Source organism: Pseudomonas sp. UBA5666 (assembly GCF_002420785.1).
GTDB classification, from domain to species: Bacteria; Pseudomonadota; Gammaproteobacteria; order Pseudomonadales; family Pseudomonadaceae; genus Aquipseudomonas; species Aquipseudomonas fulva.
This window is the reverse complement of the sequence record NZ_DIIQ01000041.1, coordinates 196,108-210,655: the sequence shown is the minus strand read 5'-3', so window position 1 is coordinate 210,655 and position 14,548 is coordinate 196,108. Positions and strand designations below refer to the sequence as shown.

At 61.4% G+C, this 14,548-nt stretch carries 12 protein-coding genes and 5 tRNA genes; 7 read left to right on the top strand and 10 right to left on the bottom strand.

Annotation, left to right across the window (positions count from 1 at the left end; translation table 11 throughout):
- Positions 1-111 precede the first annotated feature (111 nt).
- On the top strand, positions 112-2,160 hold the full coding sequence (locus B2Y33_RS17980; RefSeq protein WP_241194934.1) for an autotransporter outer membrane beta-barrel domain-containing protein: 2,049 nt from the start codon (positions 112-114) through the stop codon (positions 2,158-2,160).
- 73 nt (positions 2,161-2,233) lie between these two features.
- On the top strand, positions 2,234-3,715 hold the full coding sequence (locus B2Y33_RS17975; RefSeq protein WP_050587307.1) for a hypothetical protein: 1,482 nt from the start codon (positions 2,234-2,236) through the stop codon (positions 3,713-3,715).
- 180 nt (positions 3,716-3,895) lie between these two features.
- On the opposite strand, the gene B2Y33_RS17970 is transcribed toward B2Y33_RS17975, so the two are convergent.
- The 5 genes from B2Y33_RS17970 to B2Y33_RS17950 form a co-directional block, all read right to left on the bottom strand.
- Positions 3,896-3,971, bottom strand: a tRNA-Gly gene (locus B2Y33_RS17970).
- A gap of 85 nt (positions 3,972-4,056) precedes the next feature.
- Positions 4,057-4,132: transfer RNA gene (locus B2Y33_RS17965), tRNA-Gly, on the bottom strand.
- Positions 4,133-4,134: 2 nt separating this feature from the next.
- Positions 4,135-4,210 (bottom strand) — tRNA-Glu (locus B2Y33_RS17960).
- 92 nt (positions 4,211-4,302) lie between these two features.
- Positions 4,303-4,378 (bottom strand) — tRNA-Gly (locus B2Y33_RS17955).
- Positions 4,379-4,382: 4 nt separating this feature from the next.
- A tRNA-Glu gene (locus B2Y33_RS17950) sits at positions 4,383-4,458 on the bottom strand.
- Positions 4,459-4,783: 325 nt separating this feature from the next.
- On the opposite strand from B2Y33_RS17950, the gene B2Y33_RS17945 reads away from it, so the two are divergent.
- Positions 4,784-5,551: a hypothetical protein gene (locus tag B2Y33_RS17945; RefSeq protein ID WP_027914333.1), complete on the top strand. Its 768-nt coding sequence runs from the start codon at positions 4,784-4,786 to the stop codon at positions 5,549-5,551.
- A 55-nt stretch (positions 5,552-5,606) separates the two neighbouring features.
- On the opposite strand, the gene B2Y33_RS17940 is transcribed toward B2Y33_RS17945, so the two are convergent.
- Together B2Y33_RS17940 and B2Y33_RS17935 are read right to left on the bottom strand one after the other, a co-directional pair.
- Positions 5,607-6,089: a GAF domain-containing protein gene (locus B2Y33_RS17940; RefSeq protein ID WP_027914332.1), complete on the bottom strand. Its 483-nt coding sequence runs from the start codon at positions 6,087-6,089 to the stop codon at positions 5,607-5,609.
- Positions 6,086-6,976 carry an ATP-binding protein gene (locus tag B2Y33_RS17935; RefSeq protein ID WP_027914331.1) on the bottom strand — a complete coding sequence of 297 codons (891 nt, stop codon included), beginning with the start codon at positions 6,974-6,976 and terminating at the stop codon, positions 6,086-6,088. The genes B2Y33_RS17940 and B2Y33_RS17935 overlap by 4 nt, the downstream gene beginning before the upstream one ends.
- Before the next feature lie 194 nt (positions 6,977-7,170).
- Here B2Y33_RS17935 and B2Y33_RS17930 point away from each other — a divergent pair, with 194 nt between their 5' ends.
- Positions 7,171-9,525, top strand: a complete 2,355-nt coding sequence (locus B2Y33_RS17930; RefSeq protein WP_111475443.1) for a response regulator — start codon at positions 7,171-7,173, stop codon at positions 9,523-9,525.
- Here the strand turns inward: B2Y33_RS17930 and B2Y33_RS17925 are convergent.
- Complete coding sequence (locus tag B2Y33_RS17925; protein WP_028687853.1) at positions 9,515-10,003, bottom strand: glutathione peroxidase; 489 nt, start codon at positions 10,001-10,003, stop codon at positions 9,515-9,517. The two genes, B2Y33_RS17930 and B2Y33_RS17925, sit on opposite strands and share 11 nt — an antisense overlap.
- A 13-nt stretch (positions 10,004-10,016) precedes the next feature.
- Positions 10,017-10,412 (bottom strand): peptide-methionine (R)-S-oxide reductase MsrB, encoded by a 396-nt coding sequence (gene msrB, locus B2Y33_RS17920; RefSeq protein WP_025338187.1) that lies wholly within the window; start codon positions 10,410-10,412, stop codon positions 10,017-10,019.
- Positions 10,413-10,579: 167 nt separating this feature from the next.
- Here msrB and B2Y33_RS17915 point away from each other — a divergent pair, with 167 nt between their 5' ends.
- Positions 10,580-11,791, top strand: coding sequence for a pyridoxal phosphate-dependent aminotransferase (locus B2Y33_RS17915; protein WP_027914328.1), 1,212 nt, complete (start codon positions 10,580-10,582; stop codon positions 11,789-11,791).
- A 268-nt stretch (positions 11,792-12,059) separates the two neighbouring features.
- Positions 12,060-12,947 (top strand): protease HtpX, encoded by an 888-nt coding sequence (gene htpX, locus B2Y33_RS17910; RefSeq protein ID WP_023535364.1) that lies wholly within the window; start codon positions 12,060-12,062, stop codon positions 12,945-12,947.
- Positions 12,948-13,025: 78 nt separating this feature from the next.
- Here htpX and B2Y33_RS17905 read toward each other — a convergent pair whose 3' ends face one another.
- The gene (locus tag B2Y33_RS17905) at positions 13,026-13,676 is read right to left on the bottom strand and encodes a thiopurine S-methyltransferase (RefSeq protein ID WP_059183214.1); all 651 of its coding nucleotides are present in this window, start codon (positions 13,674-13,676) and stop codon (positions 13,026-13,028) included.
- A gap of 100 nt (positions 13,677-13,776) precedes the next feature.
- Between B2Y33_RS17905 and B2Y33_RS17900 the strand changes: the two genes are divergently transcribed.
- The gene (locus tag B2Y33_RS17900; RefSeq protein WP_027914326.1) at positions 13,777-14,544 is read left to right on the top strand and encodes a DODA-type extradiol aromatic ring-opening family dioxygenase; all 768 of its coding nucleotides are present in this window, start codon (positions 13,777-13,779) and stop codon (positions 14,542-14,544) included.
- Positions 14,545-14,548 lie beyond the last annotated feature (4 nt).

Here is a 14,548-nt window from a genome sequence, read left to right as displayed (position 1 = left end):
CGGGGTTAGTAGACCACTACAACCACCGCACTTCCATTAGTGATTATCGGTAACTCGGCGGTGGCCCAGACTAATGTAGAAGGTCGTACTGATATCCAGTTTGGTACGCCCTTGGATAATTACCGTGTATTCAGTGGTGCCACCCTGAACGCCACGGGCGCGAATCTGTTGTATGTCGATGCCGAGGCAGGCGCGCACGTGTTGCTCAACGATTCGGACGTCACCCCAGGGTCGTCCGCCGTCGCGCTGGCCCTGACTGGTGCGAACGCAACGCTCGAGCGCTCGACCGTTAACGCCAGCAGCCGTGCGCTCACTGGCAGCCAAGGTGCAAGCATCAGTGCCAACGACAGCGTTATTCGCGGTGGGTCACGTGGTGCCAGCCTCAACCAGAGCCACCTTGAGCTAAGGCGCAGCGAAGTGCATGCCAGCGACAACAATGGCGTTGCCGTGGAGCTGTTCGACGGCAGCGTGTCGGCCAGTGACAGCAGCCTGATCAGTGGCGGTCGCGATGGTATCCTGGTGCGTGATGGCTCAGGCCAGACCGACGCCAAGGCCACCATCGTGCTGGACAACAGCCGTGTCGAGGGCCTGGATGGGTCGGCCATCGCGGTCGGCCGTGGCGCCGGTCGCGCTGCTTCTGCGCAAATCGATGTGCTCAACGGCAGCACCCTCAGCGCCAGCAACGGCGTGTTGGTGAATGTGGCCGATGCTGCAACGGCGAGCCTGCGCGTGAATGACAGCCAGCTGCTTGGCGATATCGTGGTTGCCGAAGGCGGCACTGCCAACGTGATGCTGGAGAACGCCGCAACCCTGACCGGCCGCCTGGAAAACGTAGCGCAGGTGGCCATCGACAGCGGCGCCGAGTGGGCCATGGTCGGCAATGCCGCCGTCGAGCAGCTGACCATGAACGGCGGCCGCGTAAGCTTCGGCAACATCGGTGAATTCCACACGCTGACCCTAGGCTCACTGTCGGGCAACGGCACATTCGTGATGGACGCCGACTTCGCCAGCGGCCAGCATGATTTCCTCGACATCACTGGCAATGCCACGGGCGATCATTCGCTGCTGGTTCGCAGCAGCGGGACCGATCTGCAAGCCGATGCCAGCCTGCACATGGTGCATGCAGACAGCGGCGATGCGCGCTTCTCACTGGAAGGCGGCCCGGTCGATGTCGGTACCTATTCCTATGATTTGGTCCCTAAAGGCAGCGGCAACGACTGGTACCTGGACAAGAGCACCCGCACCATCAGCCCCGGCACCCAGTCAGTGCTGGCCTTGTTCAACACAGCACCGACCATTTGGTATGGCGAAATGAGTACCTTGCGTGGCCGCATGGGCGAAGTGCGCCGCGATGCCGGGCAGGCTGGGGGCTGGGTGCGCACCTTCGGCAACAAGTACAACGTCGCCGGTGCCGAAGGCCTGGCTTACCAGCAAACCCAGCAAGGTCTGTCCTTCGGTGCCGACGCTCCTTTGCCGGTCGGCGACGGTAACTGGCTGGCCGGGATCACGGCCGGTTACAGCCAATCGGACCTGAGCCTGGCGCGCGGTACCCAAGCCAAGGTCGACAGCTACCATCTCGGTGTCTACAGCACTTGGCTGGAACCTGAGAGCGGGTACTACATCGATGCCGTAGCGCGACTCAATCAATTCAAGAACCAGTCCGATGTGCGCTTGAGCGATGGCACCAAGACCAAGGGCAGCTACGACAACCTCGGTGTCGGCGCAGCGTTGGAGATAGGCCGCCACATCAGCCTCGATGAAGGCTGGTTCGTTGAGCCCCATGCCCAATTGGCCGGCTTGATCGTGCAGGGCAAGGACTACACCCTGGACAATGGCATGCGCGCCGAAGGTGGGCGCACGCATTCCCTGCAAACCAAGCTCGGTGCCACCGTCGGGCGCAAACTGGAAGTGGGGGACGGGCGAATGATCCAGCCCTATGTAAGGGTTGCCGCCGTGCATGAGTTCGCCAATGACAACCACGTCAAGGTCAATGGTAACGGCTTCAACAACGACCTCTCTGGCTCTCGCGGGGAAGTGGGCACCGGCATCGCGGTAGCCTGGGCCGATAAATGGCGTGCTCATGCCGACTTCGAATACGCCCATGGCAGCAAGCTTGAACAGCCCTGGGGCGTGAACCTGGGGGTACGCTACAACTGGTGAGTTTACGAAGGGAGAGCCGTTGAGGTTCTCCTTTTTTTGCTTTGGCGCATCACGCGATCATGGAGAACAGGCTATGCCAACCTCAAAGCATTCGACCCAAAACACCTCGGCCGCGCTTGCAAACCGCTTCGAGCAGGTAGCGTTCTATGTACCGCCTGTCGTCCCCGACCTGCTGCCCAATGAGCCAGATTCCCTGCTCAATCTGTTGCCGTTCAAAGCCGTGTTCTTGCCATTGCGGGTCGAGTTCGCCCAGTGGGGCAATTCGGACCCTACCGAAGAAGACCCGGAAACACTAACCCTGTACTGGAACGGCCGTGAAGTCCGCACCCTGATCTGGACGGCACCGGTACAGCCCGATGAACTGTTCATCGAGGTGCCGGTGGGGTTTCTGAGCGAAGGCCAGCACCGGCTGCACTACCAGGTCAAGCTGTTCAACGGCATGCGCAGCGACTCAGAAGCCCTTGAGATCAACATCGACAAGACGCCCCCGTTGCTCGCCGATGACGATGAGCTGATTTTTCCGCCGGACGTGATAAGCAATGGCGTCACCGACCGCTACCTCAAAGAACACGGCGAACTGACGGCGCAAGTACCGCCCTATTTAGGCGCCGATGTGGGCGATACCGTGAGCTGGTACTGGAGTGACAGCCCCGTCGGCAAGCAACTGGTCGACCGCCTCACCCTGACCAAGGCCGAAGTGGGCATGCCCTTGCACGTCAAGATACCGGCCGACTTCATCTTACAGCTCAGCGACGGCCTGCGTTTTGCCCGTTATGAGGTCCAGGACCGCGCAGGCACCGCCCTTCAACGCTCGTTGGCCGTGGCGTTGCACGCGGCGGTCACGCCACCGCCCCGGCAGCTACCCCCACCGTTCGTGCGCCAGGCCAGTGGCTCCGATTATTTCAGCGATTTGCTGCCAGCTGATGCCGTGGCAGGAGCGACGTTGACGATACCGGCCAGCGCCTCACTCGAACCGGATGATCAAGTGACCGTATTCTGGGGCGAGCCAGGCGCCCCGGGTGCTTATCAGACCGACACACCGATAAGCCCAGGCTCAAGGGAGTACACCGTACCTGCCAAGTACATTGCCATGAACCTGAACAGCCGCATTCCCCTGCACTATCAGGTCAAGGCGTACGATGGCCAGCTTCACGACTCAGCGCCGCACCAGGTCAGCATTGGCCGCCTGCACGGGCTACCCCTGATACACAGCGACGCGATTCGGGACAACCAACTGAACCTGGCGAAACTGGGTGCCCAAGCGGCGTTTTCGCTACCTGGGTGGCAGTTCATGGACGCGGGGCAATTCATCACGGTATACATCGAAGGGGTCAAGCGCGGAGCGATCGACCAGAAAATCACGCTGCCGGTGGTCACCGACATGGCAGTGCCTGGTGCAGTGACGGAACTCGCGGTGGGGTCGGTTACCAAGAGCGCGCTGCAGGCGTTGGAAGTGGACTATCAGTTCTACGTACGGGTCAAGGTCAGCTTTGACGATAAACGCACGTGGGTTGAGTTTCCGATGATCACGCCAACGTTGATCGATCAACCCTGAGCTGGCGGGTGGCGCGAGCGCTGGTATTGTTATCCAGAAGCGATCAATCGCCTTCAGGGTGAGGTGAGCGTACCGCGGGATCTATCTCGCTCGATTGCCGTGGGCCACAAACGAAAAAAGACGCCGAAGCGTCTTTTTTGGTGATCTACACAAGCCCAAAGGACGCTGTAGATCTTTATGTGGAGCGGGAAACGAGACTCGAACTCGCGACCCCGACCTTGGCAAGGTCGTGCTCTACCAACTGAGCTATTCCCGCAAAGTGAAGCTTTACAACCCTTGGCGTGAAGCGCCGATACGACCTTCACCACCACTGCACCGCATAGACGCCACAGTATTCAAACTGGAGCGGGAAACGAGACTCGAACTCGCGACCCCGACCTTGGCAAGGTCGTGCTCTACCAACTGAGCTATTCCCGCAATGGCGTCCCCTAGGGGACTCGAACCCCTGTTACCGCCGTGAAAGGGCGGTGTCCTAGGCCACTAGACGAAGGGGACACACAACACTTTTCAGTGCACCAGTACATGAACCTCACGATCCAGACTGGATTTTCTTTTCCTGCCGCGCCGCGAGGCACTGCCGGAGAAACTGGAGCGGGAAACGAGACTCGAACTCGCGACCCCGACCTTGGCAAGGTCGTGCTCTACCAACTGAGCTATTCCCGCAATATGGCGTCCCCTAGGGGACTCGAACCCCTGTTACCGCCGTGAAAGGGCGGTGTCCTAGGCCACTAGACGAAGGGGACACGCTGCTGGCATTGCTGCCTGCTTTCACTCCCTGCTGCGTTCTGCTGTGTGCTTTACGCTGCAAGTGGCGCGCATTCTATGGAGGGATGGATAGGCCGTCAACCCTTTTGTAGAAATTTATTTAAATCAATGACTTCCCGCCCTGCCGCCCCAGCTTGCGCAGGCGCTAAACGAAGCCCGAGCTGAATTTCTGACGTCAGCGCAGCGTAAATGTGCCAGCATTCAGCCACTGGGCATGCGGCCGATAATGAACACAGGCTGTCAGGGTTTACGCAACCTCGCCCCTACACTCAATGATGCAATCCATTTCATGAGGCATTCACGGTGACACCACTTCTGATCACCCTGCTCGTCGTGGCGGGTATCGCACTGCTGATTCTGATTGGCTACCTCAATAACGTGGTCGAGAACGGCAAGCTCGAGCGCGCTCGATTGAAGATAGAACTGGCCGATCGCCTGCGTCGCTGTGGCGAAATCAGTGAAACCTTCCCCGGCCAGTACATGACCCCTGGGCTGAAATTGCTGCTGACCCGGCTGGAGCTGAACGTCAACCAGCGTCAGCTTGCCCTGGACAAGCACAATGCCGACATCAAGGCGCGCATCGCCGAAGTTGAAGCGCTGATCGCCAAAGGCGAGCAGATACCGGTCAACAACCCACCCAACCCGATCCTGACCGAAGCCAAGGCCAAGGACGTGCGGTTTCTGCTCGAAGCCTTGCACAACCAGATCACCCGCGCCGCGCAAGAAGGCTTTCTACCTGCTCTGGAAGCCAAGCACTGGCTCAAGGAAATCCGCCACATCCTGGTATTGCTGCACATCGAGTTCTTCAACAACCTCGGCCAACAGGCCTTGCAGAACGAGCAGCCCGGCCAGGCTCGCCTGGCGTTCGAACGGGGCGTGCAGTACCTGCGCAAGCAACCGGAGCCCAAGGTCTACGAAGAGCAGCTGACGTATCTTGAAAAACTGCTGGCGCGGGTGAATGCCCAAGTGCTGGATCAGCTGGCGCCGACCGAGGACGAAGATAACGAGCTGACCGAAGGCTTGAAAACCGACGACGAAGAGACCTGGAAGAAGAAGGCGATGTACGACTAAACCGGGTGCTCGTACCGGCGGCGCAGGCGCGCCGTCGATACGTGCTCAAGGGCGATCAGCAGTCAGTCAGTTCCAGAAAAATCGCCACCAGCTGCTCAAGCCCTGCCTGATCGGCTTCACTGAAACGCCCGATCGTGGGGCTGTCCAGATCCAGCACGCCCACCAGCCTGCCCGCCTTGATCAGTGGAATCACCAGCTCGCTGTTGGACGCGCTGTCGCAGGCAATGTGCCCGGCAAAGGCGTGCACGTCTTCTACCCGCTGGGTTTGGCGCGTGGCTGCTGCGGTGCCGCACACCCCTTTGCCAAAGGGAATGCGCACGCAGGCCACCTGGCCCTGGAACGGGCCGAGCACCAGCTGTTCATCGCGATTGATGTAAAACCCCGCCCAGTTCAGGTCTTCGATCTGGTGATAGACAAAAGCCGAGAATTGCGCGGCGTTGGCGGTGAAGTCACGCTCGTCGGCGAACAGCGCCTGTACTTGCGCCGCCAGCAAGGCGTAGCCGTCCAGGCCAGCACCACTGGCATTGAGATCGATCATCGGGTTTGCTCCAGCAATTGCAGCCCGACCCAATAGCGGGCGAACTGATAGGCACATCGGCCATTACGATTGCCGCGGCCGGTAGCCCAGCGCACGGCGAGTATGTCCAGGGCTTCGTCACGCTGCCAGCGCAGCCCGGCCGGGCGCGCGAGCTGGGCGATCCAGTGCTCGACCACATCGAGGAAGTGCTCCTGGCTGAACGGGTAGAAGGACAGCCACAACCCAAAGCGGTCGGACAAGGCGATCTTGTCTTCCACGGCCTCATTGGGGTGCAACTCGCCATCGACCATCTGCCAGTTTTCGTTGTCGCTCTGTTTTTCTGGTACCAGGTGGCGGCGGTTGGATGTGGCGTACAACAGGACGTTATCCGGGGCCTGCTCAAGCGAGCCATCGAGCACGCTCTTGAGTACCCGGTAGTCGCCCTCCCCCGCCTCGAACGACAGGTCGTCGCAGAACAGGATGAAGCGCTGCGGCAATTTCTGCAGTTGCTCCACCACCCGCGGCAGGTCGGCCAAATGGTCGCGCTCGATCTCGATCAAGCGCAGCCCCGCTGCGGCGTGCTCGGCCAGCAGCGCACGCACCAGCGAGGACTTGCCTGTGCCCCGCGAGCCCCACAGCAACGCGTGGTTGGCAGGCAGGCCACTGATGAACTGATGGGTGTTGCGGCCAAGCTGGTCACGTTGCTGGTCGACACCGATCAGGTCGCTCAGGCGGATATCCAGGCTGACCTCAAGCGGCATCAGGTAGCCACTGCGGCCATCGCGCTGCCAACGGGCAGCCAGGGTCGCGGACCAGTCTATCTCGGGACGCGCTGCCGGCAGCAGCGGCTCGAGACGGGCCAGCACCGTTTCGGCGCGGTCCAGAAAAGTAATCAAGCGGGCGTCCATGACGACTCCTACACAGTCGAATTCGGGTTGGCGGGTGGCCCGTTATCCTAGAACCGCCTAGTAAAGTCACGACGGCACGTAGCACCGTGCCATGGCGTACAAGGCGATTGAGCAATCAAACGGCCAGCCCAGGCGCTCAGCCTGATCAGGGCTGAAAATGTGACAGACCCGCCAGCAGCCGCGATCGATCGGCTATGCTTGCGCAGCGCAAGGAATGTGGAACCGGCTCGGGACTCATGGATATCAAGTTCACCAATCGCCTGTCATACAAGCAAGCCCGGTTGACAGTCCTGGTTGGCTTCATCCTGGGAACATTGCTCAGTCTTGTCCAGATCGGCATCGATTATGCCAGCGAAGACGCCTCGATCAACCGCGAAGTGCGTGCGCTGCTGCAAATCAGCCACAACCCGGCCTCGCGCATCGCCTACAACATCGACTCGGAGCTGGCACTGGAACTGACCCGGGGGCTGCTGGAGTCGCCTGCCATCGTGCGCGCGCGGTTGATCGACAACAACGAGACGGTGCTGGCAGACGTGGAACGGCCGCGACTCGAAGACCGTTACAGGCCGATCAGCGACTTTCTGTTCGGCGATCACCGTCAACTGCGCGACCCCCTGTTTCTCACCCACATGCCCGACGAGTACCTGGGCACGCTGTACCTGGACGTGGACACCTACCCCTTCGGCCGGCGCTTTCTCGACCGCGCCGGCCTCACCCTGCTCAACGGCTTTGCCCGCAGCCTGGTGCTGACAGGCCTGTTGCTGGCTCTGTTCTACATGATGCTGACCAAGCCGTTGGTCACGGTGATCGGTGCGCTGAGCGGCGGCGATGCGCGCAAGCCCCTGCAGGGACGACTGCAATGCCCGCCCGGTCATGAGCACGATGAAATCGGCGTGCTGGTGAAAGTGGCCAACCAGCAGTTCGTCAGCATGTCCACCGAGATCGAGCAGCGCCGTACGGCCGAGAATCGGCTCACCCAGTACCTCAACGAGCTGGAAAACATCGTTGCGGCCCGTACCGATGAACTCAAGGCGAGCAACGACAACCTCAGCCTGACCAACCAAGAGCTTGAGCAAGCCCGGCGTCGGGCGCTGGACATGGCCCATGCACGGGCTGCGTTCCTGGCCAACATGAGCCACGAGATCCGTACGCCCCTCAATGGGATGCTCGGCATGATCGCCCTGGCGCTGGACAACCCGCTGCCAGGTGAGCAGCGCCAGCAGCTGACCATTGCACACGACTCCGGGAAAGTCCTGGTCGAACTGCTCAACGATATCCTCGATCTGTCGAAATTCGATGCAGGCCAGCTCGAGCTAGAACGAATCCCCTTCGACATGGCGACCCTAATCGAGGACACCGCTAGCCTGCTGTCGCAGAACGTGGCCCAGGGGGTCGAACTGACTTGCCTGATTGCCCATGACTTTCCGGCAAGCGTATTGGGCGACCCTACGCGGGTGCGCCAGATCGTCGGCAACCTGTTGTCCAACGCGTTGAAATTCACCCGCTTTGGACGGGTGGACGTCAGGCTTGAGCCGATGATCGGCGGCGTGCGCCTGGAAGTCCGGGATACCGGCATCGGCATCCCGGAAGAAGCGCAAGCGCGTATCTTCCAGCCCTTCACCCAGGCTGGCGCAGGCATCACGCGTCAGTACGGCGGTACCGGCCTGGGACTGGCCCTGACCCGTAACCTGTGCAAGGCCATGCATGGCCATCTGCATATTCGGTCCCAGCCCGGTTTTGGCAGCCGTTTCACTGCAGAACTCCCCCTCAACGCCTGCGCCAAGGCCGATACACCCGAGCCTTTGCACGCCAGCGTGGCTGCACTGACCGCAGCGGGCAGCGGCCTGCATGAGCTGATGCTTGGTCTGTTACCGGCCTTGGGCCTGGCGTATGCACGGCACGACGGCATTGACACCGTAGCAGGCGCAACCGACCTGCTGATACTCGACGATGTGCAGGCGCTGCCCGAGGTGCGCAGGGTTTCGCAGGTACCCATCCTGCTCGTCACTGCCTACGGCAACTTCCTGCCCAGCGAACAGGCCTTGGCCATGGCCCCCCTGCATCAGCTCGCACGCCCGCTGACCCGTGGGGCGCTGTACCAGACGCTGCATCGGGTATTGCAAGGACACGATGCCGAGCACCCACTGGCAACCCCACCCCCCGCTACAGCCAAAGGCCGGGCGCGCATCCTGCTGGTGGAGGACAACCCCGTCAATCAGCTGGTGGCCAAAGGCATGCTGGCCAAGCTGGGGTGCCAGGTGGAATTGGCCACGCAAGGAGTCGAAGCCCTGGCACGGCTAGAAGAGGAAGCCTTCGACCTGGTGCTGATGGACTGCAACATGCCGGTGATGGATGGCTACGAGGCCACCCGGCGCATCCGTGAGCGCGGCCATTGGCCAGGGCTGCCCATTGTCGCGCTCACCGCCAATGCAATGCCCGAGGAGCGCGACCGCTGCCGAGCCGCCGGTATGGACGATTACCTGGCCAAGCCGTTCCGGCGCGAGGACCTGCTGGCCGTGGTCGATCGCTGGGTGCCGGTCAGCGGCTGAGCAGACGCTCGATGTCCGCCTCCAAGGCCTGCGGCTTGGTGGTCGGTGCATAACGCACCACCTGGCCGCTGGCCGGGTCGAGCAGGAACTTGGTGAAATTCCACTTGATCTTCTGGCTACCCAGAATGCCAGGCGCCCGCTGCTTGAGCTCGGCGAACAAGGGGTGGGTGCCTGGGCCGTTGACCTCCACCTTGCGAAACAGCGCAAAGCTCACGCCGAAATTGCGCTGGCAGAACTGCGCGATGTCACGCGCCTCGCCAGGCTCCTGCTTGCCGAACTGGTTGCAGGGAAAGCCCAGCACCACCAGCCCGCGATCACGGTACCTCTGCCACAGCTGTTCCAACCCGGCGTATTGCGGCGTGAAGCCGCACTGGCTGGCGGTGTTGACCACTAGCACGGCCTTACCTGGGAAGTCGCCCAGCTTCTTGTGTTCGCCTGCAAGGGTGACACAGGGAATATCCAGCAGCGATGCGGCCATGTTCGAGCTCCGGTCAGTCACGAGGGCGCAAGTCGATGCACACCGAGTTGATGCAGTAGCGCAGCCCGGTCGGTGGTGGCCCGTCAGGGAACACGTGGCCAAGGTGAGCATCGCAGCGGGCACAGGTCACCTCGGTGCGGATCATGCCGTGGGAGGTGTCGCGGATCTCGATCATCGCGCTATCCTCGATGGGGGCGTAGAAGCTTGGCCAACCACAGCCCGAATCGAACTTGGTCTGGGCATCGAACAATGCCAGACCGCAGCAGATGCAGTGATAGATGCCGTCGCGGCGCTCGCTGTTGTACTTGCCGCTGAACGGCCGCTCGGTGCCTTTCAGACGGCACACCTGGTATTGCTCGGGGTCGAGCATCGACCGCCACTGTTCCAGGGTTTTCTCGATCTTTTGCATGGGGCTCCCTCGGCAGGCTCAATTTCACCCTGCGCCGTCTTTTCCGGGGCGCGGGTGGCACGTATATTAGTTGGCTTCGTGTGCAAGGCGTTCAGTCTCGCACCCGCTTTGTGCCCTTACAAACCTTTCGGCCGGGCATAGCGCGTTTTCTCAATCGGGATTCCATCATGCAGTTCAGCAAATCGAACAAGCTCGCCAATGTTTGCTACGACATTCGCGGCCCTGTGCTCAAGCACGCCAAGCGTCTGGAAGAGGAAGGCCACCGCATCCTCAAGCTGAACATCGGCAACCCGGCGCCGTTCGGTTTCGAGGCGCCCGATGAAATTCTGCAGGACGTGATCCGCAACCTCCCTACCGCGCAGGGCTACAGCGATTCCAAAGGCCTGTTCAGCGCACGCAAGGCGGTGATGCAGTACTGCCAGCAAAAGGGCATCGAAGGCGTCGGCATCGAAGATATCTACCTGGGCAACGGCGTGTCCGAGTTGATCGTCATGTCGATGCAGGCCCTGCTCAACAACGGTGACGAGGTGCTCATCCCCGCCCCCGACTACCCCCTGTGGACGGCAGCCGTAAGCCTGGCCGGTGGCAAACCGGTGCACTACCTGTGCGACGAGCAGGCCGACTGGTTCCCGGACCTGGAGGACATCAAGGCCAAGATCACCCCCAACACCAAGGCACTGGTCATCATCAACCCCAACAACCCAACGGGCGCGGTGTATTCCACAGCGCTGTTGCGGGGCATGCTGGAGCTCGCTCGCCAGCACAACCTGGTGGTGTTCTCCGACGAAATCTACGACAAGATTCTTTATGACGAAGCGGTGCACATCAGCACGGCCTCCCTGGCACCGGACCTGCTGTGCCTGACCTTCAACGGCCTGTCCAAATCCTACCGCGTGGCAGGCTTTCGCTCCGGCTGGTTGATCATTTCCGGGCCCAAGCATCATGCCCTGAGTTACATCGAAGGCATCGACATGCTGGCCAACATGCGCCTGTGCGCCAACGTGCCGGCCCAGCATGCCATTCAGACCGCACTGGGCGGCTACCAGAGCATCAACGACCTGGTGCTGCCACCAGGGCGCTTGCTGGAGCAGCGCAACCGCACCTTCGAGCTGCTCAACGACATCCCCGGGGTGAGCTGCGTCAAGCCCATGGGCGCGCTGTATGCGTTCCCGAGGATCGACCCGAAGGTCTGCCCGATCCTCAACGACGAGAAATTCGCCTTGGACCTGCTGCTGTCCGAGAAACTGCTCATCGTCCAGGGCACTGCGTTCAACTGGCCTTGGCCGGACCATTTCCGCGTAGTGACGCTGCCCCGCGTAGATGACCTGGAAGCGGCCATCGGGCGGATCGGCAATTTCCTCAGGACCTATTCGCAGTAAGCACACGCGCCGCTGGCGCTCACAGAGGGCCGACACTCTGGTTGCAGCTGTGAGCGCTGGCAGGGCCGCCTCAGGAAAAAGACGGCCCTGCGCGCGCCGTAGCATGTTTCTTACATCCTGCAATGCTCTATCCCACAGCCGGCTTCCCCTCCTCTGCCATACTGCGGCTTACACAGTTTGAAATAGTCCGTCGATTGAATCCCGGCGGCAGGCCCCTTATATACCCCGCAGTAAGCGACAATTCATCCGTCAGGAGAACGTAACAACCATGATGCGCATTCTGTTGTTTGTGGCCACCAACCTTGCGGTGGTGCTGGTTGCAAGCATTACCCTGAGCCTGTTCGGTTTCAACGGGTTCATGGCTGCCAACGGGGTCGACCTGGACCTTGGCAGCCTGCTCGTGTTCTGTGCGGTGTTCGGTTTTGCCGGCTCGCTGGTTTCGCTGTTCATCTCCAAGTGGATGGCGAAGATGAGCACCGGTACCCAGATCATCAGCCAGCCGCGTACCCGGCACGAGCAGTGGCTGCTGCAAACGGTCGAGGAGCTGTCCCGCGAGGCTGGCATCAAGATGCCGGAAGTGGGTATTTTCCCGGCCTATGAAGCCAACGCCTTTGCCACCGGCTGGAACCGTAACGATGCACTGGTGGCGGTCTCTCAAGGCCTGCTAGAGCGTTTTTCGCCCGATGAAGTGCGCGCCGTGCTGGCGCACGAGATCGGCCACGTTGCCAACGGCGACATGGTCACCCTGGCGCTGGTCCAGGGCGTGGTGAACACCTTCGTGATGTTCTTCGCCCGGATCATCGGCAACTTCGTCGACAAGGTCATCTTCAAGAACGAGGAAGGCCAAGGTATCGCCTATTACGTCGCGACCATCGTGGCAGAACTGATACTGGGCATCCTGGCCAGCATCATCGTCATGTGGTTCTCGCGCCGCCGCGAGTATCGCGCAGACGAAGCCGGCGCTCGCCTGGCCGGCACCTCGGCCATGATCGGCGCCTTGCAGCGCCTGCGCGTGGAACAGGGTTTGCCGGTTCACATGCCCGACACGCTCAAGGCCTTCGGCATCAATGGGGGCCTCAAGCAGGGCCTGGCCGGCCTGCTGATGAGCCACCCGCCACTGGAAGACCGCATCGACGCCCTGCGCCGCCGCGGTTGATCCATCCCACCCTGCAAAAAGGCGACTTCGGTCGCCTTTTTTATGAGCGCCTGTTAATCACAAGGCGGGGTGCAGACCTCAATGGCTGACCCGATAGACCCTCTCCCACAAGCTCGAAGCCCCCGCCTGCACGAACTTCGGGCTCTGCTCGATCATCTGCACCGCTTCGAGCTCATCCACTTGCCAGCCGGTGAACCCCTGCCGCAACGCGTCGTCGCTCACCGAAAACGGCGGCCCGGGCACCAGCGCCTGGTCATAGTCCAAGGTCACCACCAGCCCCTTGGTGCCAGCAGGCAACAAGCCCGACAGCGCTCGGACATACCGCTCCCGCATCGCCGAGGGCAAGGCAATCAAGGCCGCTCGGTCGTAGAGCGCGGTACAGTCACCCACGTCGCCGCTCGTCAGCGCGAAGAAATCGCCGCACCAAAGCTCAATAGGCCCATGACGCCAGATCTCGAATGCGCCTGTGTGCGAGACCTGTGCCTGGAGCCCCTGCTCACGGAAGAAGTCTTCCACCGCCCGACGAGACAACTCGACACCCATCACTCGGTGCCCCTGCCCGGCCAGCCACAGTACGTCCAGGCTCTTGCCGCACAAGGGCACCAGGACCTTGCTGTTGGCTGCCAGATGCAAGCCAGGCCAATAGGCCTGCAGGTAGGGGTTCACCTGGGCTTGATGAAAGCCAATCTGGTTGTCGGCCCACCGCTGCTGCCAGAATGCCGGTTCCATGTTTCCTCCCGATTATTCGATGGTTCCCAGCCATAACTTGATTTGGATTCGATCAAGCCTTGGCCGAAGATGCGAGCATCTTAACCCTCAGGACCCTGCCATGCTGCCTAGCTTGTTCATCTCCCACGGCTCACCCATGTTGGCATTGCAGCCCGGCGCCAGCGGGCCTGCACTGGCGCAGTTGGCTCAACAGCTGCCTACGCCACGTGCGATTGTCGTGGTATCGGCCCATTGGGAAAGCCGCGACCTGGCAGTGACGAGCGGCGCGAGGCCGGCGACCTGGCATGACTTTGCTGGCTTTCCTGCGGCGCTGTATGCGGTGCAGTACCCAGCACCGGGCGATCCGCACCTGGCGCAACGTATCTGTGATCGTTTGCAGGCGGCCGGGCTGCCAGCTGACCCAGACACCGAGCGCCCCTTCGATCATGGCGCCTGGGTGCCCTTATCGCTGATGTATCCGCAGGCACAGGTCCCGCTGGTGCAGGTGTCCTTGCCCAGCCATTTGGGCCCCACGGGGCAGCTACGCATTGGCCAGGCCCTGGCCGGGCTGCGCGAAGAAGGTGTCCTGCTGATTGGCTCTGGCAGTATCACGCACAATCTTGGTGAACTGGACTGGCAGGCTGGGCCGGACAGGATGGCGCCGTGGGCGCTGGCCTTTAGAAACTGGATGGTAGAGACGTTGCAGGCCAACGACTGCCAGGCCTTGCTCGACTACAGGGCGCAGGCGCCGTTTGCCGTGCGCAATCACCCCAGCGATGAGCATCTGCTGCCGCTGTTCTTTGCCCTAGGCGCGGGTGGGGCTTTTGACGTGGTGCACCAGGGCTTCACCTTGGGCGCGCTGGGGATGGATATCTACCGATTCGGTTAGGTCG